General features: G+C 64.2%; 18 protein-coding genes and 1 other RNA gene. 12 read left to right on the top strand and 7 right to left on the bottom strand.

The features are described 5' to 3' along the window. Positions 1–3 precede the first annotated feature (3 nt). A complete protein-coding gene (locus MVC20_RS12360; protein WP_297541795.1) occupies positions 4–696 on the bottom strand; it encodes a metal-dependent hydrolase in 693 nt (230 codons plus the stop codon). A 144-nt stretch (positions 697–840) separates the two neighbouring features. Between MVC20_RS12360 and gatC the strand changes: the two genes are divergently transcribed. The 9 genes from gatC (at position 841) to ctaD (ending at position 9496) form a co-directional block, all read left to right on the top strand. Next, positions 841–1128 (top strand): Asp-tRNA(Asn)/Glu-tRNA(Gln) amidotransferase subunit GatC, encoded by a 288-nt coding sequence (gene gatC / locus MVC20_RS12365; protein WP_037268196.1) that lies wholly within the window; start codon positions 841–843, stop codon positions 1126–1128. Next, on the top strand, positions 1128–2615 hold the full coding sequence (gene gatA / locus MVC20_RS12370; protein ID WP_297541798.1) for an Asp-tRNA(Asn)/Glu-tRNA(Gln) amidotransferase subunit GatA: 1488 nt from the start codon (positions 1128–1130) through the stop codon (positions 2613–2615). The genes gatC and gatA overlap by 1 nt, the downstream gene beginning before the upstream one ends. Positions 2616–2652: 37 nt before the next feature. After that, complete coding sequence (locus MVC20_RS12375) at positions 2653–3381, top strand: hypothetical protein (RefSeq protein ID WP_297541800.1); 729 nt, start codon at positions 2653–2655, stop codon at positions 3379–3381. 64 nt (positions 3382–3445) lie between these two features. Continuing rightward, positions 3446–4078 (top strand): N-acetylmuramoyl-L-alanine amidase, encoded by a 633-nt coding sequence (locus MVC20_RS12380; RefSeq protein WP_297542748.1) that lies wholly within the window; start codon positions 3446–3448, stop codon positions 4076–4078. A 12-nt stretch (positions 4079–4090) separates the two neighbouring features. Next, positions 4091–4504: RNase P RNA component class A (gene rnpB, locus MVC20_RS12385), an RNA gene on the top strand. Between the two features lie 34 nt (positions 4505–4538). Then, complete coding sequence (locus tag MVC20_RS12390; RefSeq protein WP_297541802.1) at positions 4539–5045, top strand: DUF2244 domain-containing protein; 507 nt, start codon at positions 4539–4541, stop codon at positions 5043–5045. 42 nt (positions 5046–5087) lie between these two features. Further along, positions 5088–5867, top strand: coding sequence for a 23S rRNA (adenine(2030)-N(6))-methyltransferase RlmJ (gene rlmJ / locus MVC20_RS12395; RefSeq protein WP_297541804.1), 780 nt, complete (start codon positions 5088–5090; stop codon positions 5865–5867). A gap of 77 nt (positions 5868–5944) precedes the next feature. Further along, the gene (locus tag MVC20_RS12400) at positions 5945–7600 is read left to right on the top strand and encodes a pentapeptide repeat-containing protein (RefSeq protein WP_297541806.1); all 1656 of its coding nucleotides are present in this window, start codon (positions 5945–5947) and stop codon (positions 7598–7600) included. Positions 7601–7822: 222 nt separating this feature from the next. Continuing rightward, a complete protein-coding gene (gene ctaD / locus MVC20_RS12405) occupies positions 7823–9496 on the top strand; it encodes a cytochrome c oxidase subunit I (RefSeq protein WP_297541808.1) in 1674 nt (557 codons plus the stop codon). Between the two features lie 321 nt (positions 9497–9817). On the opposite strand, the gene MVC20_RS12410 is transcribed toward ctaD, so the two are convergent. Next, entirely contained in the window at positions 9818–11509 is a 1692-nt protein-coding gene (locus MVC20_RS12410; protein ID WP_297541810.1) for a winged helix-turn-helix domain-containing protein, read from the bottom strand. Positions 11510–11624: 115 nt separating this feature from the next. Between MVC20_RS12410 and MVC20_RS12415 the strand changes: the two genes are divergently transcribed. Together MVC20_RS12415 and MVC20_RS12420 are read left to right on the top strand one after the other, a co-directional pair. Further along, a complete protein-coding gene (locus MVC20_RS12415; RefSeq protein ID WP_297541812.1) occupies positions 11625–12041 on the top strand; it encodes a hypothetical protein in 417 nt (138 codons plus the stop codon). Between the two features lie 417 nt (positions 12042–12458). Then, on the top strand, positions 12459–13388 hold the full coding sequence (locus tag MVC20_RS12420; protein ID WP_297541814.1) for a dihydroneopterin aldolase: 930 nt from the start codon (positions 12459–12461) through the stop codon (positions 13386–13388). A 10-nt stretch (positions 13389–13398) separates the two neighbouring features. Here the strand turns inward: MVC20_RS12420 and MVC20_RS12425 are convergent, their stop codons facing one another. The 5 genes from MVC20_RS12425 to MVC20_RS12445 all read right to left on the bottom strand — a co-directional run bounded on the left by MVC20_RS12425 (position 13399) and on the right by MVC20_RS12445 (position 20073). Then, positions 13399–14082: an ABC transporter ATP-binding protein gene (locus tag MVC20_RS12425; RefSeq protein WP_297541816.1), complete on the bottom strand. Its 684-nt coding sequence runs from the start codon at positions 14080–14082 to the stop codon at positions 13399–13401. Further along, positions 14075–15361, bottom strand: coding sequence for a lipoprotein-releasing ABC transporter permease subunit (locus MVC20_RS12430; protein WP_297541818.1), 1287 nt, complete (start codon positions 15359–15361; stop codon positions 14075–14077). Before MVC20_RS12430 ends, MVC20_RS12425 begins: the two co-directional genes overlap by 8 nt. Before the next feature lie 289 nt (positions 15362–15650). After that, entirely contained in the window at positions 15651–17006 is a 1356-nt protein-coding gene (proS, locus tag MVC20_RS12435) for a proline--tRNA ligase (RefSeq protein WP_297541820.1), read from the bottom strand. An 80-nt stretch (positions 17007–17086) separates the two neighbouring features. Then, positions 17087–18250, bottom strand: a complete 1164-nt coding sequence (gene argE, locus MVC20_RS12440) for an acetylornithine deacetylase (protein ID WP_297541822.1) — start codon at positions 18248–18250, stop codon at positions 17087–17089. A 2-nt stretch (positions 18251–18252) separates the two neighbouring features. After that, positions 18253–20073: an ABC transporter ATP-binding protein gene (locus MVC20_RS12445; RefSeq protein ID WP_297541824.1), complete on the bottom strand. Its 1821-nt coding sequence runs from the start codon at positions 20071–20073 to the stop codon at positions 18253–18255. A gap of 274 nt (positions 20074–20347) precedes the next feature. Between MVC20_RS12445 and MVC20_RS12450 the strand changes: the two genes are divergently transcribed. Beyond that, on the top strand, positions 20348–22048 hold the full coding sequence (locus tag MVC20_RS12450) for a peptide ABC transporter substrate-binding protein (protein ID WP_297541825.1): 1701 nt from the start codon (positions 20348–20350) through the stop codon (positions 22046–22048). The last annotated feature ends 31 nt before the right edge of the window (positions 22049–22079 follow it).

Raw genomic sequence — 22079 nt, forward strand, 5'->3', positions numbered from 1 at the left:
TGCTCAGAGAGTGATCGGCTGCATCACCTGCGGCTCGATCACATCGACCCCCGGCAGGGCCGCCGCCAGCGCCTCGGCGGATTGCTCCAGTATCGGGAAGGTCCGGTAGTGGCAGGGGATCACCGTCTTGAAGTCAAAGAAGGTCTTGGCCGCATAGGCGGCGCGGCGCATGTCCATGGTGAAATGCCCGCCCGCGCAGAGAATCCCGATGTCGGGCGCATGGAGCGCGTTGAAGACGCCCATATCGGCCATCACATCGGTATCGCCCGAGACATAGATCACATGCCCTTCACCGGCGATCATGTAGCCACATTCGCTGCCGGTGACCTGCGGTCCGGCGTCGGTCGCGATCGAGGTGGAGTGGGTGGCATGGACCATCGTCACCTGCACCCCGCCCAGATCGACCGTGCCGCCCTTGTTGAAGCCGACGGTCTGGATATTCTCCTTGGCCTCCCAATGGGACATGAGGTCATATTGCCCCACGACCGGCACGCCGAGGCGTTTGGCCAGGGGCAGCACATCGGCGACATGGTCGAAATGCGCGTGGGTCAGCAGGATATGGGTGGCGCCCTCGGTGGCGGGGCCGTGTTGATCCTCGGGCAGCATCGGGTTGCCGCCCAGCCAAGGATCTAGAAGCAGAACCTGTCCACCGATTTCGATCCGGAAAGAGCTGTGGCCGAGCCATGTGATGTGCATTGGTGTCTCCGCTAGGGTTTCATGTTGACCCATACCTTAGCAAGCATGTCGGGCAAGGAAAGGGGGCGATGTGCCGGCCCGATCCGCTTGCGCCCGCGCGGTCCCGGCGGTAAACGCAAGCCAAACGGATCGTGGGAGAGGCTCATGTCGATTGATCTCGAAACCGCCGCCAAGGTGGCCAAGCTGGCACGGATCGCCGTGCCGCAAGACGCGCTGCCGGCGCTGGCCAATGAATTCAACACCATTCTCGGGTTCATCGAGCAGTTGAACGAGGTCGATGTCGAGGGGGTCGAGCCGATGACAAGCGTCACGCCCATGCGCCTCAAGCGGCGCGAGGATGTGGTGAGCGATGGCAATCAGCAGGCGGCGGTGCTGTCCAACGCGCCCGATGCGCGCGAAGGATTCTTTGCCGTGCCGAAAGTGGTGGAATGATGACCGATCTCAACAAACTGACGATTGCCGAGGCGCGCGATGCGCTGCGCAAGGGCGACGTGACCAGCGTCGAGCTGACCGAGGCCTGTCTTGCGGCGGTCGAGGGGGCCGGGGCGCTGAACGCCTTCGTGCATCACACGCCCGAGATTGCCCGCGCGCAGGCCGCTGCGGCGGATGCGCGGATTGCCAAGGGCGATGCGCCCGCGATGTGCGGCATCCCGCTGGGGATCAAGGACCTCTTTTGCACCAAGGGCGTGCCCTCTCAGGCCGCAAGCCGGATTTTGCAGGGGTTCCGCCCGGAATACGAATCGACCGTGACGCAGAACCTCTTTGACGCGGGCGCGGTCATGCTGGGCAAGCTCAACATGGACGAGTTTGCCATGGGGTCCTCGAACGAGACCTCGTGCTATGGCAATGCCGTCAACCCGTGGCGGCGCGGCAATGATGAGGCGGCGCTGACGCCCGGTGGCTCGTCCGGCGGGTCGGCCAGCGCCGTGGCCGCCGATCTCTGCCTTGGTGCGACCGGCACCGATACCGGCGGCTCGATCCGCCAGCCTGCGGCCTTTACCGGCATCACCGGCATCAAGCCCACCTATGGGCGCTGCTCGCGCTGGGGGATCGTGGCCTTTGCCTCGAGCCTCGATCAGGCCGGGCCGATGACCAAGACGGTGCGCGATTCTGCCATCATGCTGGGGGCGATGTGCGGGCATGATCCCAAGGACAGCACCTCGGCCGATATTCCCGTGCCGGATTTCGAGGCGCTGCTGACCGGCGATATTCGCGGCAAGGTCATCGGTATCCCGCGCGAATACCGGATGGAGGGTATGCCCGCCGAGATCGAAAAGCTGTGGTCCGATGGTGCGGATATGCTGCGCGCGGCCGGGGCCGAGATCCGCGACATCAGCCTGCCGCATACGAAATACGCGCTGCCCGCCTATTACGTCATCGCCCCCGCCGAGGCCTCATCCAACCTCGCGCGCTATGACGGGGTGCGCTATGGCCACCGGGCCAAGCTGTCGCAGGGCGATGGCATCACGGAAATGTACGAAAAGACCCGCGCCGAAGGCTTTGGGTCCGAGGTGCAGCGCCGCGTGATGGTGGGGACCTATGTGCTCTCTGCCGGGTTCTACGACGCCTATTACAACCGCGCCCGCCGGGTGCGCGCGCTGATCAAGCGCGACTTTGACGAGGCCTTTGCCGCGGGCGTCGATGCGATCCTCACCCCCGCCACGCCAAGCGCCGCCTTTGGTCTGGGCGAGATGACGGATGCCGATCCGGTGCAGATGTATCTCAACGACGTCTTTACCGTGACCGTCAACCTTGCCGGTCTGCCGGGCATTGCCGTGCCGACCGGGCTGGATGGCAAGGGGCTGCCGCTCGGGTTGCAACTCATTGGGCGGCCTTGGGAAGAGGGCGATCTGCTTAACACCGCCTATGCGCTGGAACAGGCTGCGGGTTTTGTGGCCAAGCCCGCGAAATGGTGGTAAGGCGCGGGTCGAAACGGCTTTTGGCAGGATGAAAGACATGCGGTTCACTGTTGGTTTGGTTGCCCTGATGGCTCTGGTGGCCTGTGCGCCCGCCGTGCCCGATAGTGGCGCCGGGGTCGGCTTTCAGGATTATGACAGCTATCAGCGCGACAAGGCCGCGCGCGATGCGGCGCTGGCACGCGGTGCTCTGCCGCCGCCCGATGCCGTCTCGACCGAGACGCTGAGCGCTACGGGCCAGACCGCGGCGCAGTCCGACGACGCCGCCACCATCGCCGCCGAGGCGCGCGCCGCCCTTGAGGCGGCAGAGGCCAATTCCGGCGTGCCGCCGCTGAATGCCAGCCCCTCGAACCCGCCCCCCGCGGTCGAGAATGCCGCCGGGATCTCGCAAGAGAACAACTTTGACGCCGTGGGGGCCGAACGCTCGATCGCCGAGGATGCGGCGCGCATCGCCAACAACCGCGCGCAATACCAAGTGGTGCAACCACAGGCGATCGGCAGCCGTCCGAGCGACGTGGGCCCCAATATCGTGGACTACGCGCTGAGCACGAAACATGCCGTGGGCACGCCGGTCTATCGCCGCCTTGGCATCAATGCCGCCTCGAAGTTCGAGCGCAATTGCGCGCAATACCCCTCTGCCGATCAGGCGCAGCTTGATTTCCTCCGCCGTGGCGGCCCCGAGCGGGATCGTCAGGGGCTCGACCCCGATGGCGATGGCTATGCCTGCAACTGGGACCCGCGCCCGTTCCGCAACGCGGTGCGCGGCTGAACCTGCGGTGATCCGGCACCCGTCGCCCAATTTCGGCCCGCGCCGGGGCGACGTGCGGCCGGACATGATCGTGTTGCATTATACCGCGATGGCGACGCCCGAGGCCGCGCTTGAGCGGTTGTGTGATCCCGCTGCCGAGGTATCGGCGCATTACCTCATCTGCCCCAAGGGCCGCGTCTGGCATCTGGTCGAGGAAGCGGCCCGCGCCTGGCATGCCGGGGCCGGGCAATGGGGGGCCGTGACGGATGTCAATTCGCGCTCCATCGGCATCGAACTGGCCAATCCCGGCGCAGAGCCGTTTCCCGAACCACAGATGGCGGCGCTGGAAGACCTGATGGCGGGGATCATGGCGCGCTGGGATATTGCGCCTGCGCGCGTCATTGCCCATTCCGACATGGCGCCTGCGCGCAAGGGCGATCCGGGACCGCGGTTTGACTGGCGGCGGCTGGCGCGGCAGGGGCTGTCGATCTGGCCAGAGGTCGGGGCAGGGGGCGGGGCCACGCCTGCGCAATTCGCCCGCGATGCCGCGCGATTTGGCTATGCCCAAACCGAGGGTGTCAGCGACGCCGACATCCTGCGCGCCTTTCGCCTGCGGTTTCGCCCCTGTGGCACGGGGCCGCTCGCGCCGCAGGACTGCGCGATGATGGCGGACCTCGCCGCACGCTTCGCCGTTGACCGCGCCGCCCCAAGCGCCTAAGTCAGCCCTTGCGCGGAGGGCCGGATGGCCGCGGCACCTGAGAGGGTGACGAGGAAAGTCCGGACTCCACAAGACAACGGTGCCGGGTAACGCCCGGCTGGGGCAACCCAAGGGAAAGCGCCACAGAGAAGAGACCGCCTCGGAGCGATCCGGGGTAAGGGTGAAACGGTGGGGTAAGAGCCCACCGCGGGACGGGCAACCGGACCGGCACGGCAAGCCCCACCGGGAGCAATGCCAAATAGGGACCGCGCGCGGGGGCTGGTCCGGGGCTTCGGCCCGGGATACCGCCCGCAGGCATGTCTTGGCCCGGCGGTCCGGGTTGGCAGCTAGAGGGGCGGTGGCAACACCGTCTCAAGAGGAATGGTCATCCAGCCCCGGGTTTCGGTCCGGGGTGGACAGAATCCGGCTTACAGGCTCTCCGCGCTCTTTTCATTTCGCACCGGCGGATTAAAACCCCGACATGCCGTACCAATGGACCACGCCTCACCCCGAGGCCGACACAGATATGACCCTCTCGCTCTGGCCGCATCGCTCGTTGCCGCGCCGGGGCTTTGCCGCCTTTGTGCTGGCCACGTTCACGCTGATCACCGTGCCGCTTTATCCGCTTCTTGGCACGGCGGTGCTCTGGGGATTGTTGCCGTTTCTGCTCCTGGCGCTGGCGGGGATGTGGTGGGCGCTGGAGCACAGCTATCGCAGCGCGCGGCTGAGCGAGGTGCTGACCATCGCCCCCGAAGAGGTGCATCTGGTGCGCACCAATCCGCGCGGCGATGTGCAGGAATGGGCCTGCAACCGCTATTGGGCGCAGGTCAACATGCATGACACCGGCGGGCCGGTCGCGCATTACCTCACGCTCAAGGGGGCCGGGCGCGAGGTCGAGATCGGGGCCTTCCTGTCGGAAGAAGAGCGTATGGCGCTCTACGGCGAATTGCTGCGCGCGCTGCGCCCGCCTGCGCCGTTGGCGGGATAGGCGCCCCCTTTTCCACCCGCCCGCGACCTGCTACCAACCGCCATGCTCAGCTATCAGCACCATTATCACGCGGGTAATCCGGCGGATGTTCACAAGCACGCGGCCCTGGCCTGGGTGCTGGCCTATCTGTGCCAAAAGGACAAACCCCTCAGCTATATCGAGACCCACGCCGGGCGCGGGCTCTATGATCTGAATGACGCCGCCGCGCTCAAGACCGGCGAGGCGGCGCAGGGCGTGGCGCGGCTTGAGGCGCGCTTTGCCCCCGATCACCCCTACCGGCGCTGCCTGAGCCAGACCCGCGCCGCGCATGGGGCCGCTGCCTATCCCGGCTCGCCGCTGGTGGCCAAGCAGAGCCTGCGGGCGATGGACCACCTTTACCTCGCCGAATTGCACCCCGGAGAGCACGCGCATCTGCGCCGCACTCTGGCGGTCCCCGGCGTTATCCTCCGTCAACAGGACGGGTTCGCGATGGCGCAGGAAATCTGCCCGCCCACGCCCCGGCGCGGCCTCTTGCTCGCGGACCCCAGCTATGAGGTCAAGACCGAGTATGACAGCATCCCAAGACACTTCGCCCAGATCGCCCGCAAATGGAACGTAGGCATCCTCATGCTCTGGTATCCGATCCTGACCAGCGGCGCGCATGACGGGATGCTGACCCAGCTTGGCGCGGCCTTTCCCGAGGGGCTGCGCCACGAGGTGCGCTTTCCCCCGGTGCGCGCCGGGCACCGGATGCTGGGCTCGGGCCTGTTCGTGGTCAACCCGCCCTATGGGCTCGAGGCGGAACTCGCGCGGATAACAGAGGTGTTCGCGGCGAAGGGGTGAGGGGGATAAACCAGCCCCTTGCCCCGAGGCCCCGATCCCGCCAAGGTTGCGGGGCGCGTCGGTAAAGGGTGCCCCGTATGAAGGATAAAGAGCCGCCACAGGATTTGCTCGACTGGATGGGCGTCAAGAACGCGCCCAATTGGGTAGGGGCGAGGTCATTTGGGCGTCTCATCGGAACGCTCTTGGTGGTAGCGGTCCCCGCACTTTTTGCTGGATCACTGATCGCTGCATTTGTGGTGCTCTGGCACACTGTTGATCTAGCGATCAACGGTGAAGGCGGGGCGATAAATCTAGGGGCGGGTGCCCTGATCACCGCGCTCCTGGGTGCCCCTTTCCTGATCTGGAGCACGGTCCTTAAACACCAGACGGTGCGCTATCAGAAAGAGGGCCATATCACCGACCGGATCAACAAGGCGGTGGAGCAGTTGGGGGCGGAAAAGAGCGTCAAGCGCGACGGCGAGGAAACCACCGTTCCCAATATCGAGGTCCGCATCGGGGCGATCCTGTCGCTGGAACGCATCGCACAGGACAGCACGCGCTATGACAAGGGGCGCGATCATGTGCGGGTGATGGAGATTTTATGCGCCTATGTGCGGGAGAATTCCAAGGCTACCCCACCGCGCGACTTTCCCTTGCCAGAGTGGGAGCCGCTGAAGGACGATGCCACAGAGGAAGAGCGCGCGGCGCATGAGATGTGGCGACAGGCGCGGTTTGGGAAACATTTTAATGCCAACGCGCGTGAATGGGCGGCGAGCCTGCCGAAACCCCGCGCCGATATTGCGCAGGCGTTGCAGGTTCTGGGGCGCCGCACCGCCGAACAGCGGCAGGCAGAGGCGGCTTGGCCCAATCCGCGCACAGATGGGACGATCTGGCCGTTTGATACGGCCCTTGACCCGTTGCCAGACGTTTACGGCGACGCCACCCGGACAAAAGCAGAGATCGACGCCTTCAAGAAGAGACTAGACGCATGGCGCAAGGGGTTGCGCGCCTATTCCGGCTATCGGCTGGATCTGCGCGGGGCCAATCTGCAAGGTGCAGACCTCTCGGCGAAACGTCCAGATGCCTCTGACGCGGTGTTTTCCGGGGCCTTGATGCAAGGGGCGCGGCTGGAGGGGGCGAACCTCTGGACGGCGCGGATGGAGGAGGCGAACCTGAGCGAGGCGCGGATGGAGGGGGCGAACCTGGGCATGGCGCGGATGGAGGGGGCGGACCTGAGCCGGGCGCGGATGGAGGGGGCGAAGCTGGGCGCGGCGCGGATGGAGGGGGCGTACCTCGGCGCGGCGCGGATGGAAGGCGCGGACCTCTGGAAGGCGCTGATGGAGGGGGCGAACCTGATCGCGGCGCGGATGGAGGGGGCGAACCTGATCGCGGCGCGGATGGAGGGGGCGAACCTGGGCAGGGCGCGGATGGAGGGGGCGGACCTCTGGGAGGCGTGGATGGACGGGGCGGACCTCGCGCGGGCGCGGATGGACAGCTCCACCTTTCTCACGGCGGCTACTTTCCAAAGTGCCGCCGTGAGAGAGGTGGACTTCAGAAAGGTGCCGATTAGCGCCGAACAGGTCAATGCAAGTTTCGGCGATGACAGCGTGCGCCTGCCTGATCGGACTAAGCGCCCGGATCATTGGCCGGATTGGGTATTGCCAGATGAAGGCCCCCACTCCTTCAATACCGAATACCAAAAATGGCTTTCCAACCCCAACACCTATACGCCCCCGCCCAAGCCGGAGGGGTGAGGGGACAGGTCTTATCTCTCGGCCTCCGCACCCGAGCGCCACGCCCCCAAACCCCCCGTCATTCCCGCCCCCGACCGCAAGGGGGTGCGACAAAATTCTTTGATCTGCATCAAATTCGCGCATTGCCGCGCCCCCCCGGACAATCTAAAACCCTGAAACATCACGGGCAAGTGAGACTCAGGGTTTCCATGCCCCGGCACCAACACCAGCAGGAGGCAGACAATGGCAGATGCAGCCATTCACGGCCACGAACACGAAGATCAGCGCGGGTTTTTCACCCGGTGGTTCATGTCCACGAACCACAAGGATATCGGTATCCTCTATCTGATCGTCTCGGCATTCGTCGGCCTGATCTCGGTCACGTTCACCGTCTATATGCGGATGGAACTGATGGAACCGGGCGTTCAATACATGTGCATGGAAGGCGCGCGATTCATCGCCTCTGACGTCGCCGAATGCACGCCCAACGGCCACCTGTGGAACGTGATGATCACCTATCACGGCGTGCTGATGATGTTCTTTGTCGTCATTCCCGCGCTGTTTGGCGGTTTTGGCAACTATTTCATGCCCTTGCAGATCGGCGCGCCGGACATGGCGTTCCCGCGCATGAACAACCTGTCGTTCTGGCTCTATGTTGCGGGCACCTCGCTGGGTGTGGCCTCGCTCTTGGCGCCGGGCGGCAACGGTCAGTTGGGCTCTGGTGTGGGCTGGGTGCTCTATCCGCCGCTCTCGACCAACGAAGGCGGCATGTCGATGGACCTCGCGATCTTCGCGGTCCACGTGTCGGGGGCCTCGTCGATCCTGGGTGCGATCAACATGATCACCACCTTCCTCAACATGCGCGCGCCGGGCATGACCCTGTTCAAGGTGCCGCTGTTTTCCTGGTCGATCTTTGTCACCGCGTGGCTGATCCTGCTGTCGCTGCCGGTTCTGGCGGGCGCAATCACCATGCTGCTCACCGACCGCAACTTCGGGACCACCTTCTTTGATCCCTCGGGCGGCGGCGATCCGATCCTCTATCAGCACATCCTGTGGTTCTTTGGCCACCCGGAAGTGTATATCATCATCCTGCCCGGTTTCGGCATCATCAGCCACGTGATCGCCACCTTCGCGCGCAAGCCGATCTTTGGCTATCTGCCGATGGTCTGGGCGCTCATCGCGATCGGTGTTCTGGGCTTTGTCGTCTGGGCGCACCACATGTACACCGTGGGCATGTCGCTGACGCAGCAGAGCTACTTCATGCTGGCAACGATGGTCATCGCGGTGCCGACGGGCGTCAAGGTGTTCTCCTGGATCGCGACCATGTGGGGCGGCTCCATCGAGTTCCGCGTGCCGATGCTCTGGGCCTTCGGCTTCCTCTTCCTCTTCACCGTGGGTGGTGTGACGGGCATTGTCCTCAGCCAGGCCGCCGTGGACCGCGCCTATCACGACACCTACTATGTCGTGGCGCATTTCCACTACGTGATGAGCCTGGGCGCGGTGTTCGCGATCTTTGCGGGGATCTACTTCTACTTCCCCAAGATGACCGGGCGCATGATCCCCGAATGGGGCGGCAAGCTGCACTTCTGGGCGATGTTCGTCGGTGCGAACCTGACCTTCTTCCCGCAGCACTTCCTGGGTCGTCAGGGCATGCCGCGCCGCTACATCGACTATCCCGAGGCCTTCGCGGTCTGGAACTGGTGGTCGTCGGTCGGTGCCTTCATCTCCTTCGCGTCCTTCGTGTTCTTCTTCGGCCTCGTGATCTATGCCCTCTTCCGGGGCGCACGCGAGACCCGTCCGAACCCGTGGAACGAATATGCCGACACGCTGGAATGGACCCTGCCGTCGCCGCCGCCGGAGCATACCTTTGAACAGCTCCCCAAGCGCGAAGACTGGGACAAGCAGCCCGCCCACTAAGGCGCAGCGCAAGACCCCAAAGGCCCCGGAGAAATCCGGGGCCTTTCTCGTGAACGGGGAAGCCCCGCCCCACCCGCCACGGCGACAGAGCATTTCAAAGACGTCTGGATCGTGCGCGCCATCGCGGATACACCCCGCCCGGCGGTAACGGCGCGCACCCGGCGGCATGAGTGTCACAGATGCCGCAGCGGGAAGCTTCGACCGTATCCCGGCAGCCGACCTTCAAACCGACAGCGGCGCGCGGCGGGATCGAGCCCATTTCAACAGTTGCTGCAACACTCAAGAACGTCTGGTACCGGGATATTCCGTATATGCCGTGCGTTATTCAGGCAGCCCCGCGTTCTGCAGGCTTTCAAGCCAGATCCTGCGGTTTTCGGGATGGTTCTTTGATCCGGCGAACTGCCGTCGCATTGCCGAGATCGAAAGGTTCGGATTGATCGACAGAGCTGCGTCTATCGCGTTGCGCGCCTCGTCGCCACGGTTGAGTTCGATCAGGTTCGCGGCACGCAGGAGGTTATGAAAGATCCTCCAGGTGTCACTTGTGGCCACGGCGCCCAGGCGATGCGCGGCTTCAAGTGCCTCATCGTGACGACCAAGATGGAACAGGATGTGACCCTTGTAGAAATACATGTTCTGAAGCATGGGGTCCCGCGGACTGAGGTCGATCGCCATCTCGATCTGAGGCAATGCAAGGTCCTGCATGCGAAACCAGTCGTAGGTGTGTGCAAGCTCCAGACGAATGCGCGCGTCGTTAGGGTTCAAAGAAACGGCACGTTCCAGATTTGCGATCGCGGGCTCGGCGTCGCCGGTAAACCGGTAAATGTAGCCAAGAGCCGCATGCGCCTGTGCATCACGGTTATCGAGTTCAATCGCGCGGGTTGCGGCTTCGGTCGCGGAAACCAGAGTGTCCTGCGGTGTCTCGCTCCATTGAAAGAAGAAAATCGTCCCGAGCGCACGCGCTTTCAGACTGTACGCGGCCGCAAACTCCGGATCGCGCGCAATCGCATCCTGAGCAATACCGACGGCCTCGTACTGGGCCTCTTTGGTGAAGACCGCCTGCCGCATGCGCCCGCGCAGATAAAGCTCCCAAGCGCCGAAATCCTCGGTTGGCTTTGCGCTCAGGCGTGCGTCGTCCGACTGATAGATTTCCGGCAGTAACCGGCCGGCGATCGCTCCGCTGATCTTGTCCTGAACATCGAAGACGTCCGTCAATTCCGAGTCAAAGACCTCTGCCCAGATGGTTTCGCTCGCGGCCACATCAATAAGCTCGACGCTCACGCGCACCTTGCCTTCGGACCGGCGCACACTTCCTCGGACAACATAGCTGACGCCGAGATCACGGGCGATTTCGACTGGCGTCTCCTGATCTTCCGCATAGGAGAACATGGTCGCGCTCGAGACGACGAACAATTCACGATTGCGGGACAGGTGGCCAATGAGGTCATCCGTCAGCCCGTCGACAAAATACTGCAGCCTGTCTTCGTCGCCAAGATTGTCGAACTGCACAACAGCCAGAGACGGCTTTTCGGTATCCAGCACAGCCGGGCCGTCGTCCGGAAACATGAGCGTGACCAGCACGAGCAGAAGCGCCGTAAAGGCGCCGGCGATCAGCGTCCATTTCCCCGACGGCCTGCGCTCCGAAGGACCCTGAGCATCGGTCACGGTCACCGGGGCCACGAACTGGAAGCCGCGTTTCGGAAAGGTCTTGATGTATTTCGCGCTCGCTGCCGAGTCACCCAGAGCCTTGCGCACGGAGCGGATGCGCGTGTTCAGGGCCGCATCGGTAATCGCGTTCCCCCCCCAGATCTCGTCGACGAGATCCTGCTTGCTCACTATCCTGTCTCTTTGTCGGATCAGATATTCGAGCAGTTGTATCGCCTGTGGCTCAAGGGCAACCGGCTTTCCTGAACGCGTCAATCCTTTGGCCGGGTCAAGCTCAAATGTCTCAAAGCGATACATGACCCATTTACACCCCTGTGCGACATCGGCGCAACGGCCTTGGGCGATTGTCATATGGATGTCAGAAATTGTCAGCGTCCTATCAAGCCGCACCGGACCGCGTCGTCTAACCAAGTTTCAGGGCATTCGGCCCGACACAACAACTTTGGACGAACACAGGAGATCCGATATGACGCGTTCCAAAATTTTCACGATGACGGCTGCCATGGCCCTGACGGCTACCACGGCAGTTGCAGGATCCGACCTCGAAGTCGCGATTGACGGCGGAGGCGAGCGGCTCACGTCGGACCAGATCGCGGAGCTTCTGATCGGCAAGACCGTCACCGCGAAGTCTGGCGACAAGATGTTTCACTTTTATTACCACCCCGATAACGAGCTTGAGGGCGAGCTCGTCAGCGGAGGATGGAAGGGCACGGGTGCCTTTGCCATCACCGATGCAGATCAGGTCTGTGTGTCCATGGCCGCCGACAAGGGCCGCTACCGATGCCTGACAGTTGTCCGCAATGGCGAGACGATCCAGAAGTTTGACGCCAAAGGAAAGATGACCTTCGAATTGCTCAGCTTTGAACCTTCGACCGGCCTCTGATCTTCACGTTCGTTTCTGCGCCTTGTCGCGCCAAAGCTCCCGTTGACCTTCAAGGAGCCCACGACGGCATTGTCCGCACACCGCTCACTCACCTGATCCGGCATGAAGGTCCTCGATCAGCAGCCCCGCGGTTTCGCACCGGGGCTGCTTCGGGCCGGAGCCTGACCCCACCTCTGCCCCCGTCCCGCATCTTGCGCCGTCAGGCATCGCCCCCCGCGTTAACCCTCCCCCCATATCCGCCCCGCACTGACGCGATATCGACGCGATGCAGAGGCCGCATGTCCTGCAGGGCAAGGCCGTCAACCATCGAATCGCTGCACGTGCCGCCAACCCGCCCCCCCTTGTCGCATTCACCCTTCCACCGTCACATGCGGCCATGCTAAGCCCGATGCGAGAAAAGCAGAGGCACTGAAACCTATGACACATGAAATCCGCCTCGCCTTCGAGCACCCAGCCGCCCGCGCTTCCGCCACGGCGCCCGACGGCCCGCTCGATCGTATTTCCGTGCGCGACCATATTGTCGAGGTCGAAATCGGTGCCTTTCAGGCCGAGCGCGGCACGACACAGCGCATCTGCTTTAACGTGGTGGTCGAGGTGCGCCCGCTGACCGATGCCATCGAGGATGATGTGGACCGCATCCTGAGCTATGACAAGGTGACAGAGGCGATTGCCGCCGAACTGGCCGAAGAGCGGCTGAACCTGCTCGAAACCCTCGCCGAACGTATCGCCGAACGCATCCTGTGGGAGCCGCAGGCGGTGCGCACCTTTGTCCGTATCGAAAAGCTGGACCGGGGTCCGGGGGCATTGGGCGTCGAGATCGTGCGCTCGGTCAATGACCTCAAGACCAAGCCGATCACCTCCCATGCCGCGACCACGCCGCATCCGCATGTGGTGTTCCTGACCAATGCCGCGATCCGCTCGCCCAATCTGGCCCGTTGGCTCGACCAGCTCGAGGCGCGGGCCGAGCCGGTGATCCTCTGCGTGGGCCGCGCCGATCTGGCCGCGCCCCAGACGGGCCACCGCATGACACAGCGCCGCGTGGATCTGTTGGCGATGGAGCAGAACGCCTGGGTTCTGGCGGGGCGCGACGAGCGCTGCGTCGTGGTGGCCACCCGGACCGAGCTGGATTGGTCGATGAAGCATGGGCAGATCAGCGTCTGGGCCCCGTCCAAGATCGTGCTGGATGCCGTGGACGGGCCGGGGGTCGCGACCGATGACCCCGTGGCGCTCGCGGCGTGGTTCGCGGGCCATATCGAGGCCTCGGATCTCCTGATGATCGGCGAGGCACCGCCCAAATCCTGCCGCGTGCCGGTGCTCTTTCAGGACGTGGCGCAGTCGGGTTTGTAAGCCCGGCCGCTCAGCCCGGCACGACCCGCCCCTGATCCAGCCGCAGGATACGGTCCATCCGGGCCGCCAGATCAAGGTTATGCGTGGCAATCAGCGCCGAGAGGCCCGTGCCGCGCACCAGCCCCGTGAGCGCGGCAAAGACCTGATCCGAGGTGCCGGGATCGAGATTGCCCGTCGGCTCGTCTGCCAGGAGAACGCGGGGGGAATTGGCCAGCGCCCGGCAAAAGGCCACGCGCTGTTGCTCGCCCCCCGACATGGCCGAGGGCCGGTGCCCGGCGCGCGGCCCGACACCCACCTCTTCCAGCAGCGCCTGCGCCCGCGTCTCGGCCTCGCGCCGTGCCACGCCATTGGCCAGTTGCGGCAGCACGATGTTTTCCAGCGCGCTGAACTCGGGCAGGAGGTGGTGGAACTGATAGACAAAGCCCACCTCCTGCCGCCGCACCATGGTGCGCCGCCGGTCGTTGAGGCCGGTCATGTCCTCGCTCCCGATCTCGACCCGGCCCGCGTCGGGCGTATCGAGCAGCCCCGCGATATGCAGCAGCGTGGATTTGCCGGCCCCCGACGGGGCCACCAGCGCCACCATCTCGCCGCGCGCGAGCGTGAGATCGACACCGTTCAGCACCCGCACCTCAGAGGTCAGGCCGCGATTGTAGATCTTCTCGACGCCGCTCAGGCGCAACACCGCCTCACTCATAGCGCAGCGCCTCCACCGGGTTCATCCGCGCCGCACGCCGCGCCGGAAAGATCGTGACCACGAAACTCAGGCCCAGCGACAGCACCACCGCCGACATCACATCCTCGGCACGCAATTCTGCGGGCAGCCGGTAAATGCCACGGATCGACGGATCCCAGACCTGACCGCCCATGGCCATGTTCACAAAGCTGAAGATCGGGTCGATATAGAGCGCGAAGAGACACCCCAAGATCACCCCCATCGCCGTGCCGATCATCCCGGTAAAGGCCCCGCAGATGAAAAAGACGCGCAGGATCGACCCCTCGGTCAACCCCATGGTGCGCAGGATGCCGATGTCGCGGCCCTTGTTCTTGACCAGCATGATCAGGCCGCTCGTGATATTCATGGCCGCGATCAGCACGAGGATCGAGAGGATCACGAACATCACGTTATCCTCCACCTCGAGCGCGCGCAGGAAGGCGCCGCTCGCGTCTTGCCATGTCCAGAGCATGGCCCGCTCGCCCGCCACCTCCAGCAGCGGCAGGGTCAGGTCGTCGACGCGTTCGGGCGCGCTCACCATCACTTCCAGTTCATCCGCGCGCCCGTCGCGGTTGAAGAATGTCTGCGCCTCGGCAAAGGGCAGATAGGCGCGCACCCGGTCGATGTCATAGCGCCCGGCGGTGAAGATATAGACCACCTCATAGGCATTGACGCGCGGGCTGGTGCCCAGCGGCGTCTTGACCCCGTTGGGCGAGATCAGCTTGATCCGGTCGCCCACTGTCACGCCGAGTTCCTGCGCCACGCCGGACCCGATGGCGATGCCCTGGTCAAAGCGGGAAATATCCCCTTGAGAGGTCTCGGGATCGGCCACGCGGCGGATGGTTTTCAGATCCTCGGCCATGATGCCGAAAACCTGCACCCCTGCGTTGCGGTCGCGGGCATTGGCCATGACCTGACCCTTGACCAGCGGGGCCACGCGGGTCACGCCGGGAACCGCGCGCACGCGCTCGGCCATGGCGGCGTAATCCTCAAGGCTGCGGTCCACGCGCCCCGAGGCATCGACCGCGCCGGAATTGTAAACCGTGACATGCGCATTGGCGCCAAGGATCGTATCGACGAATTCCGCGCGAAAGCCCGAGCGCACGGCGAGCGTGGCAATAAGGGCAAAGACCGCCAGCGTGATGCCGATAAGGCTGATCCAGGTCATGACGCTGACGCCGCCCTCGGCCCGCTTGGCGCGCAGATAGCGCCAGGCGATCAACCATTCAAAGGCGGCAAAGGGGGCAGGCGTTCTGGCCATTCCGGCTCCTTGGTTTCGGGTTCGGGCGGAGAGTGGGGGTTTCGTCCGGGGGCGTCAAGGGAGGGGGGTAACCTCAGCCCCAAGCGATGAGCGGCGCGGTCGCTGGGCCGGGGACTAGCGATGCAACAGACGTGACTGCCACTTTGTGCCAGCCAAGTCCGTATGACCTCACAGTGAGGCGCTCCCTCTCAAAATCGCTAGGCCGCGGGACGGCCCGGCGATCGCGCGGCGGCGCTCCGCGCCTTGTTCCGCGCGGGGGAGTTCGGGGAGTCTCACCCCAATCACACCCTCACAAACTCGGCCGCAGCACATGCCCCGCATAGGCCAGCGCCAGCTTTTCGACGGCCTGTTCGGGCGGCAGTTCCTCGCTCTCGCCCGTGCGGCGGCAGGTCAACTCGACCACGCCATTCTTCAACCCGCGCGGTCCCACGGTGATCCGCCACGGCAGGCCAATCAGGTCCATCGTGGCAAACTTGCCGCCCGCCCGCTCGTCGCGGTCATCGTAGAGCGGCTCCATCCCCAGCGCCACCAGCGACGCATAAATCGCCTCGCAGGCGGCGTCCGCCTCGGCATCGCCCTGTTTCAGATTCACGATCCCGGCATGGAACGGCGTCACGCCCTCGGGCCAGATGATGCCCTTGTCGTCATGGTTGGCCTCGATGATCGCGCCGATCAGACGGCTCACGCCGATGCCATGGCTGCCCATATGCACCGGCACGGATTTGCCGTCGGGCCCTTGCACATTGGCGCCCATCGGCCCGGAATATTTGGTGCCGAAGTAGAAAATCTGCCCCACCTCGATGCCACGGCTGGCCTTGCGCCGCGCCTCGGGGATCGCCTCGTAGAGTGCTGCGTCATGGGTCTCGTCGGTGCGTGCATAGGGCGTGGTCCATTCCTTGACGATGGCCTCGCATTCTTCGCGGCTGGCATAATCCACCACGCGGTTGCCAAGGGTCAGATCGGTGATGGCGCTGTCGTAGAACACCTCCGATTCGCCCGTATCGGCCAGCACCAGAAACTCATGCGTGTCGTCGCCGCCGATCGGCCCGCTATCGGCGCGCATCGGGATGGCCTGCAATCCCATCCGCTCATAGGTGCGCAGGTAGCTGACCATGTGGCGGTTATAGGCGTGCAGCGCGTCTTCCTTGGTCAGGTCGAAATTATACCCGTCCTTCATCAGGAACTCGCGGCCCCGCATCACGCCAAAGCGCGGGCGCACCTCGTCGCGGAATTTCCACTGGATATGATAGAGCGTGAGCGGCAGGTCCTTGTAGCTGCCGACATGGGCCCGGAAAATATCGGTGATCAACTCTTCGTTGGTCGGACCATAGAGCATGTCGCGATCATGCCGGTCCTTGATCCGCAGCATTTCCGCGCCGTAATCGTCATAGCGCCCGGACTCGCGCCACAGGTCCGCCGATTGCAGCGTGGGCATCAGCACCGGGATATGGCCCGCGCGCACCTGTTCTTCGTGCACGATGTTTTCCAGCTTGCGCAGGATCTTGAAGCCCAGCGGCAGCCAGGAATAGATCCCGGCGCTCGCCTGCTTGATCATCCCCGCCCGCAGCATCAGCCGGTGCGAGGCAATCTGCGCCTCCGCGGGGGTTTCCTTGAGAACGGGCAGAAAGTAACGGCTCAGACGCATGGGCAGGGCACCTTCGAGATGAAATGCTTGATGCCGTCGGAGTATCCTAGGGCAGGGGGCGGGGCAAGGGGCAGGGGCCTTTACCCCGCCAACCGCCCCAAGAGGGCGCGCATGAAATCATGGCCTGCCTCGAACTGTGCCACGGTGATGTATTCATCCGGCTGATGCGCTTGCGCGATGTCGCCGGGTCCGCAGATCACCGCCGAATAGCCCGCCTCCTGGAATTGCCCCGCCTCGGTGCCGTAGCTGACCACATGGCGGCCATTGTCGCCGGTGATCTGGCGCACCAGACCCTCCGCCGCGCCCGCCTCTTCGGGTTGCAGGCCCGGCACGCGGAACCTCGGGCGCAGGTCGATCCGCGTCTCGGGGCGCACCGCCTGCATCGCGGCCTCGGCGGCGCGCACCTCGGCCTCGAACCGCTGCCCCCATCCTTCGGCATCCTCGCCCGGCACCACCCGGAAATCCATGCCAAAGCGGCAATCCTTGGCGGTGATGTTATGCGCCGTGCCGCCCGAAATCTGCCCGACATGCAGCGTGGTCCAAGGTGGCTCGAACATCGCGGCCAGATCCGTTGGCACCTTCGCCCGGTTCTCGGCATTGCGCGCATTGGCCCAGTCGATCAGCGGGGCGGCGGCCATGATCGCATTGACGCCCAGATGCAGGATCGAGCTATGCACCTCGTAGCCCACCACATGCACCTCGTAGCCCAGCCCGCCCTTGTGGCCCGTGACCGCCTGCATCATCGACGGCTCGCCGATTATGGCGAGGTCGGCGCGCGGCAGAACGCCCTGCATCGCCGCAATCATCGGCGGCGCGCCGATGCAGCCCACCTCTTCGTCATAGCTGAGCGCCAGTTGCAGCGGGCGCGCCACGCCCGAATGATGCGCCTCGACCAGCGCCCAGATTGCCAGCGCGTCAAAGCCTTTCATGTCGCAGCAGCCGCGCCCGTAATATTTGCCGTCGCGCGCGACCACGCGAAAGGGATCGCTGCTCCAGGGCTGGCCATCCACGGGCACCACATCGGTATGACCCGACAGGACGACACCCCCTGCCACCTCGGGCCCGACATGGGCGAAAATCGCGGCCTTCTGCCCGGTCTCGTCGTAATGGCGATGCGCGGCGATGCCGTGGCTTGCCAGATAGTTCTCGACCCAATCCACCAGCGGCAGATTGCTGTCGCGGCTCACGGTGGGAAAGGCCACCAGCCGCTCCATGATCTCGAACGGCGTCAAACGCGTGGCCATGCTCAATATCCGCTTTCGGATGTCAGCACGAAATGCCCCGGTGTGACCTCTTCATAGACCGACGGCCCCGGCACGTAGCCGACCCGGTGGATGGGCGAGGGGATCGGCTTGAAATTCAGGTCCTTCTCGGATTTGCGCCGTCGCGGATCGGCGATCGGCACCGCCTTCATCAGGGCCTGCGTATAGGGATGCTGCGGGTTCTCGAACACCGCCGCGCGCGGCCCCCGCTCGACGATCCGGCCCAGATACATGACGCCGACATCATGGCTCACCCGTTCGACCACGGCCATGTCATGGCTGATAAAGACGTAACTCAGCCCCAGATCGGCCTGCAATTCCATCATCAGGTTGAGCACCTGCGCCTGCACGCTGACATCCAATGCGCTCACCGCCTCATCCGCGACAATGAGCTTGGGGTTGAGCGCCAGCGCGCGGGCAATCGCCACCCGCTGCCGCTGTCCGCCCGACAACTCGTGCGGAAACCGCCGCAGGAAAGAGCGCGGCAGTTCCACCCGGTCAAAGAGCATCGCCACCCGGTCCTCGATCTCGGAGCCCGAGGCCAGCCCGTAATTCTTCATCGGCTCCGCCACCTGCGCCGCCAGCTTCATCTGCGGATTGAGGCTTGCGAACGGGTCTTGAAAGACCATCTGCATATCCACGCGGGCGCGGCGCAGATCGGCGGGCCCAAGCGCCATGATGTCAACGCCATCCAGCACCACCTCGCCCGCCATCGGTTCCACCAGCCGCAGGATCGAGCGGCCAGCGGTGGATTTGCCGCAACCCGACTCGCCCACAAGGCTGAGAGTGCGCCCCTTGTTGAGCGAAAAGGACACGTCCTCGACCGCATGGACATTGGCCAGCGTCCTGCGAAAGAACCCGCCCTTGACCGGGAACCGCGTGATCAACCCCTTGACGCGCAACAGCTCCTGATCCTGCCCCTTGATCGGCGCGATCTCTTGCGCGTCCGCGCCCAACAGGCGCATCGGCTCGGGCCAGGCCTTGCCGCGCATCTCGCCCAGCTTGGGCACGGCCGCCAGCAGCGCGCGGGTATAATCATGGCGCGGGGCCTCGAAAATCTGCTCGACCGGCCCTTCTTCCACCTTGTTGCCGCGAAACATCACGACCACCCGGTCAGCCATCTGCGCCACGACCGCCATGTCATGCGTGATGAAAATCACCGCCGTGCCGGTTTCGCGCTTGAGCCGGTCAATCAGTGCCAGAATCTCGGCCTGAATGGTCACGTCGAGCGCGGTCGTCGGTTCGTCCGCAATCAGAAGGCGCGGTTTGCAGGCCAGCGCCATGGCGATCACCACCCGTTGCCGCATCCCGCCCGAGAGTTCGTGCGGATATTGCTCCAGCCGCCGTTCGGGTTCCGGTATCCGCACCTCGCGCAAAAGCTCCAGCGCCTGCGCCCGCGCCGCCACCTTGTCCAACCCGCGATGCACGCGCAGCCCCTCGGACAATTGCCGCCCCACGGTAAAGACCGGGTTGAGCGCGGTCATCGGCTCCTGAAAGATCATGCCGATCTCGTTGCCCCGGATCGTGCGCATCAGGCTCTGATCCGTCTTGGCCAGATCCACCGCGCCGCCCTCTCTGCGGTCAAAGAGGATGCGCCCGCCCGCAATCGTGCCGCCGCCGTAATCAATGAGCCGCATCAGCGACAGCGACGAGACCGATTTGCCCGATCCGCTCTCGCCCACGACACAGACCGTCTCGCCGGGATTGACGGCAAAAGACACATCCTCGACCCCGACGACCGGCCCATCCCGCGTCTCGAACTCGACCCGGAGGTTCTCGATCCGGACAATCGGGGTATCCAGCATGGGCGCGGCCTCTGTGATCAGGGAAGGATGCCTAAACGCTACTCACTTTCGCGCGCCCCTGTCAAATAACGCCGCAGGCCTGACGCAATCTTGACCAATCGCTCAAATGCAATGCTTGCTTTTTATTCTGATCCGGTCTGTGATGCCCATGCCAGTCAGGGTTGTGGGCTCACCGCACCCGACCGGCATGCGCCCGGCCAAGCATAACGCGCCGCGGATAAACGAATGAGACGGCCCAAGAATCGCTGTCCAACACCGGAGGAAGACCAAAGCCATGACCCTGAAATCTCTCATGCTCGGTGCCACCGCCGTCACCAGCCTCGCCTCCATGGCGATGGCCGAGCGCGGCGCCGATGGCCACGTGAACCTGATCTACTGGCAAGCGCCGTCCATCATGAACCCCTATCTCTCGGGCGGCACCAAAGAGGTCGAGGCCGCCAGCCTCGTGATCGAACCCCTGGGCCGTTACAACACCAAGGGCGAGATGATCCCCTACCTGGCCGAAGAAATCCCCACCGTCGCAAATGGCGGCGTGTCCGAGGACCTCACCTCGATCACATGGAAGATCAAGCCGGGTATCCTGTGGTCGGACGGCACGCCCTTTACCGCAAATGACGTGAAATTCACCGCCGAATACTGCATGCACCCCGAAGGCGGCTGTGCCCAGCTTGGCAAGTATGAGGGCGTGTCCTCGGTCGAGGTGATCGACGACCTGACGGTCAAGGTCAATTTCTCTCAGCCCACCCCGGTGCCCTACGGCCCCTTCATGGGCGGGCAGGCCCCGATCATTCAGGCGGCGCAATTCGCGGACTGCCTCGGTGCCAAAGCGCAGGAATGCAGTGCCGCCAACTTCGCCCCCATCGGCACCGGCCCCTTCAAGGTCGATGAATTCCGCCCCAATGACGTGATCTCGCTCTCGGCCAACCCCAATTATCGCGACCCGGCCAAGCCGCGCTTTGCCACGATGACCTTCAAGGGCGGCGGCGATGCCACGGCGGCGGGCCGCGCGGTGCTGGAAACCGGCGAGTTTGACTATGCCTGGAACCTGCAACTTGCCCCTGATGTGATCGCCAACATGGAGGCGGCAGGCAAGGGCGTGGCCATGTCGGCCTTTGGCACGCTGGTCGAACGGATCGAGATGAACCTCACCGATCCCTCACCCGACCTGCCCGAGGGCGAACGCTCGACCGCCAAGCATCCGCATCCGATCCTGACCGACATGCGCGTGCGCAAGGCGCTGTCGATGGCGATTGACCGCGAATTGCTGACGGAAATCGGCTATGGCAAGGCGGGGCGTCCCACCTGCAACCTCGTGCCGGCACCGGAAATCTTTGCCTCCGACAACACCGATTGCCTGACGCAGGACATCGAAGGGGCCAAGGCGCTCTTGGAAGAGGCGGGCTGGACCGTCGGCGCCGGTGGCATCCGCGAAAAGGACGGGCGCAAGCTGTCGCTGCTTTACCAGACCTCGACCAACGCCGTGCGCCAGGACTTTCAGGCGCTGATCAAACAGTGGTGGTCGGAAATCGGCGTCGAAACCGAGCTGCGCAACATCTCTGCCTCCGTGTTCTTTGGCAGCGATCCGGGCAGCCCCGATACCTTCCCCAAGTTCTACGCCGATGTGGAAATGTATGCCAACAACTTCGATGGCACCGATCCGCAAAGCTATCTGGCAGGCTATACCTGTGAAAAGGCCCCGCGCCCGGAAACCCAATGGCAGGGCGAGAATATCAACCGCTTCTGTGATCCGGCCTATGACGAACTGGTCAAGGAACTGGGCCGCACCGCCGAGTTGGACAAGCGCGGCGAGATTGCCAAGAAACTCAACGACATGCTGACCAAGGACAGCTATACCATCGTGCCGCTGGTGGATCGGGGCCGCGTCTCGGCGCGCTCCAACACGCTGGGCGGGGTCGAGTTGAACACCTGGGACACCGAGCTCTGGAACGCCGCGGACTGGTTCCGGATCAAGTGATCTGACCTTCAACAGCCGCCCCGGATCATCT

It is taken from the genome of Roseovarius sp., from assembly GCF_027019125.1.
Taxonomy (GTDB): Bacteria; Pseudomonadota; Alphaproteobacteria; order Rhodobacterales; family Rhodobacteraceae; genus Roseovarius.

What these genes read in the sequence shown, in the direction of transcription:
- MVC20_RS12360 (WP_297541795.1), bottom strand. Translation starts at nt 696, where the DNA reads ATGCACATCACATGGCTCGGCCACAGCTCTTTCCGGATCGAAATCGGT.
- gatC (WP_037268196.1), top strand. Translation starts at nt 841, where the DNA reads ATGTCGATTGATCTCGAAACCGCCGCCAAGGTGGCCAAGCTGGCACGG.
- gatA (WP_297541798.1), top strand. Translation starts at nt 1,128, where the DNA reads ATGACCGATCTCAACAAACTGACGATTGCCGAGGCGCGCGATGCGCTG.
- MVC20_RS12375 (WP_297541800.1), top strand. Translation starts at nt 2,653, where the DNA reads ATGCGGTTCACTGTTGGTTTGGTTGCCCTGATGGCTCTGGTGGCCTGT.
- MVC20_RS12380 (WP_297542748.1), top strand. Translation starts at nt 3,446, where the DNA reads ATGATCGTGTTGCATTATACCGCGATGGCGACGCCCGAGGCCGCGCTT.
- MVC20_RS12390 (WP_297541802.1), top strand. Translation starts at nt 4,539, where the DNA reads ATGCCGTACCAATGGACCACGCCTCACCCCGAGGCCGACACAGATATG.
- rlmJ (WP_297541804.1), top strand. Translation starts at nt 5,088, where the DNA reads ATGCTCAGCTATCAGCACCATTATCACGCGGGTAATCCGGCGGATGTT.
- MVC20_RS12400 (WP_297541806.1), top strand. Translation starts at nt 5,945, where the DNA reads ATGAAGGATAAAGAGCCGCCACAGGATTTGCTCGACTGGATGGGCGTC.
- ctaD (WP_297541808.1), top strand. Translation starts at nt 7,823, where the DNA reads ATGGCAGATGCAGCCATTCACGGCCACGAACACGAAGATCAGCGCGGG.
- MVC20_RS12410 (WP_297541810.1), bottom strand. Translation starts at nt 11,509, where the DNA reads ATGACAATCGCCCAAGGCCGTTGCGCCGATGTCGCACAGGGGTGTAAA.
- MVC20_RS12415 (WP_297541812.1), top strand. Translation starts at nt 11,625, where the DNA reads ATGACGCGTTCCAAAATTTTCACGATGACGGCTGCCATGGCCCTGACG.
- MVC20_RS12420 (WP_297541814.1), top strand. Translation starts at nt 12,459, where the DNA reads ATGACACATGAAATCCGCCTCGCCTTCGAGCACCCAGCCGCCCGCGCT.
- MVC20_RS12425 (WP_297541816.1), bottom strand. Translation starts at nt 14,082, where the DNA reads ATGAGTGAGGCGGTGTTGCGCCTGAGCGGCGTCGAGAAGATCTACAAT.
- MVC20_RS12430 (WP_297541818.1), bottom strand. Translation starts at nt 15,361, where the DNA reads ATGGCCAGAACGCCTGCCCCCTTTGCCGCCTTTGAATGGTTGATCGCC.
- proS (WP_297541820.1), bottom strand. Translation starts at nt 17,006, where the DNA reads ATGCGTCTGAGCCGTTACTTTCTGCCCGTTCTCAAGGAAACCCCCGCG.
- argE (WP_297541822.1), bottom strand. Translation starts at nt 18,250, where the DNA reads ATGGCCACGCGTTTGACGCCGTTCGAGATCATGGAGCGGCTGGTGGCC.
- MVC20_RS12445 (WP_297541824.1), bottom strand. Translation starts at nt 20,073, where the DNA reads ATGCTGGATACCCCGATTGTCCGGATCGAGAACCTCCGGGTCGAGTTC.
- MVC20_RS12450 (WP_297541825.1), top strand. Translation starts at nt 20,348, where the DNA reads ATGACCCTGAAATCTCTCATGCTCGGTGCCACCGCCGTCACCAGCCTC.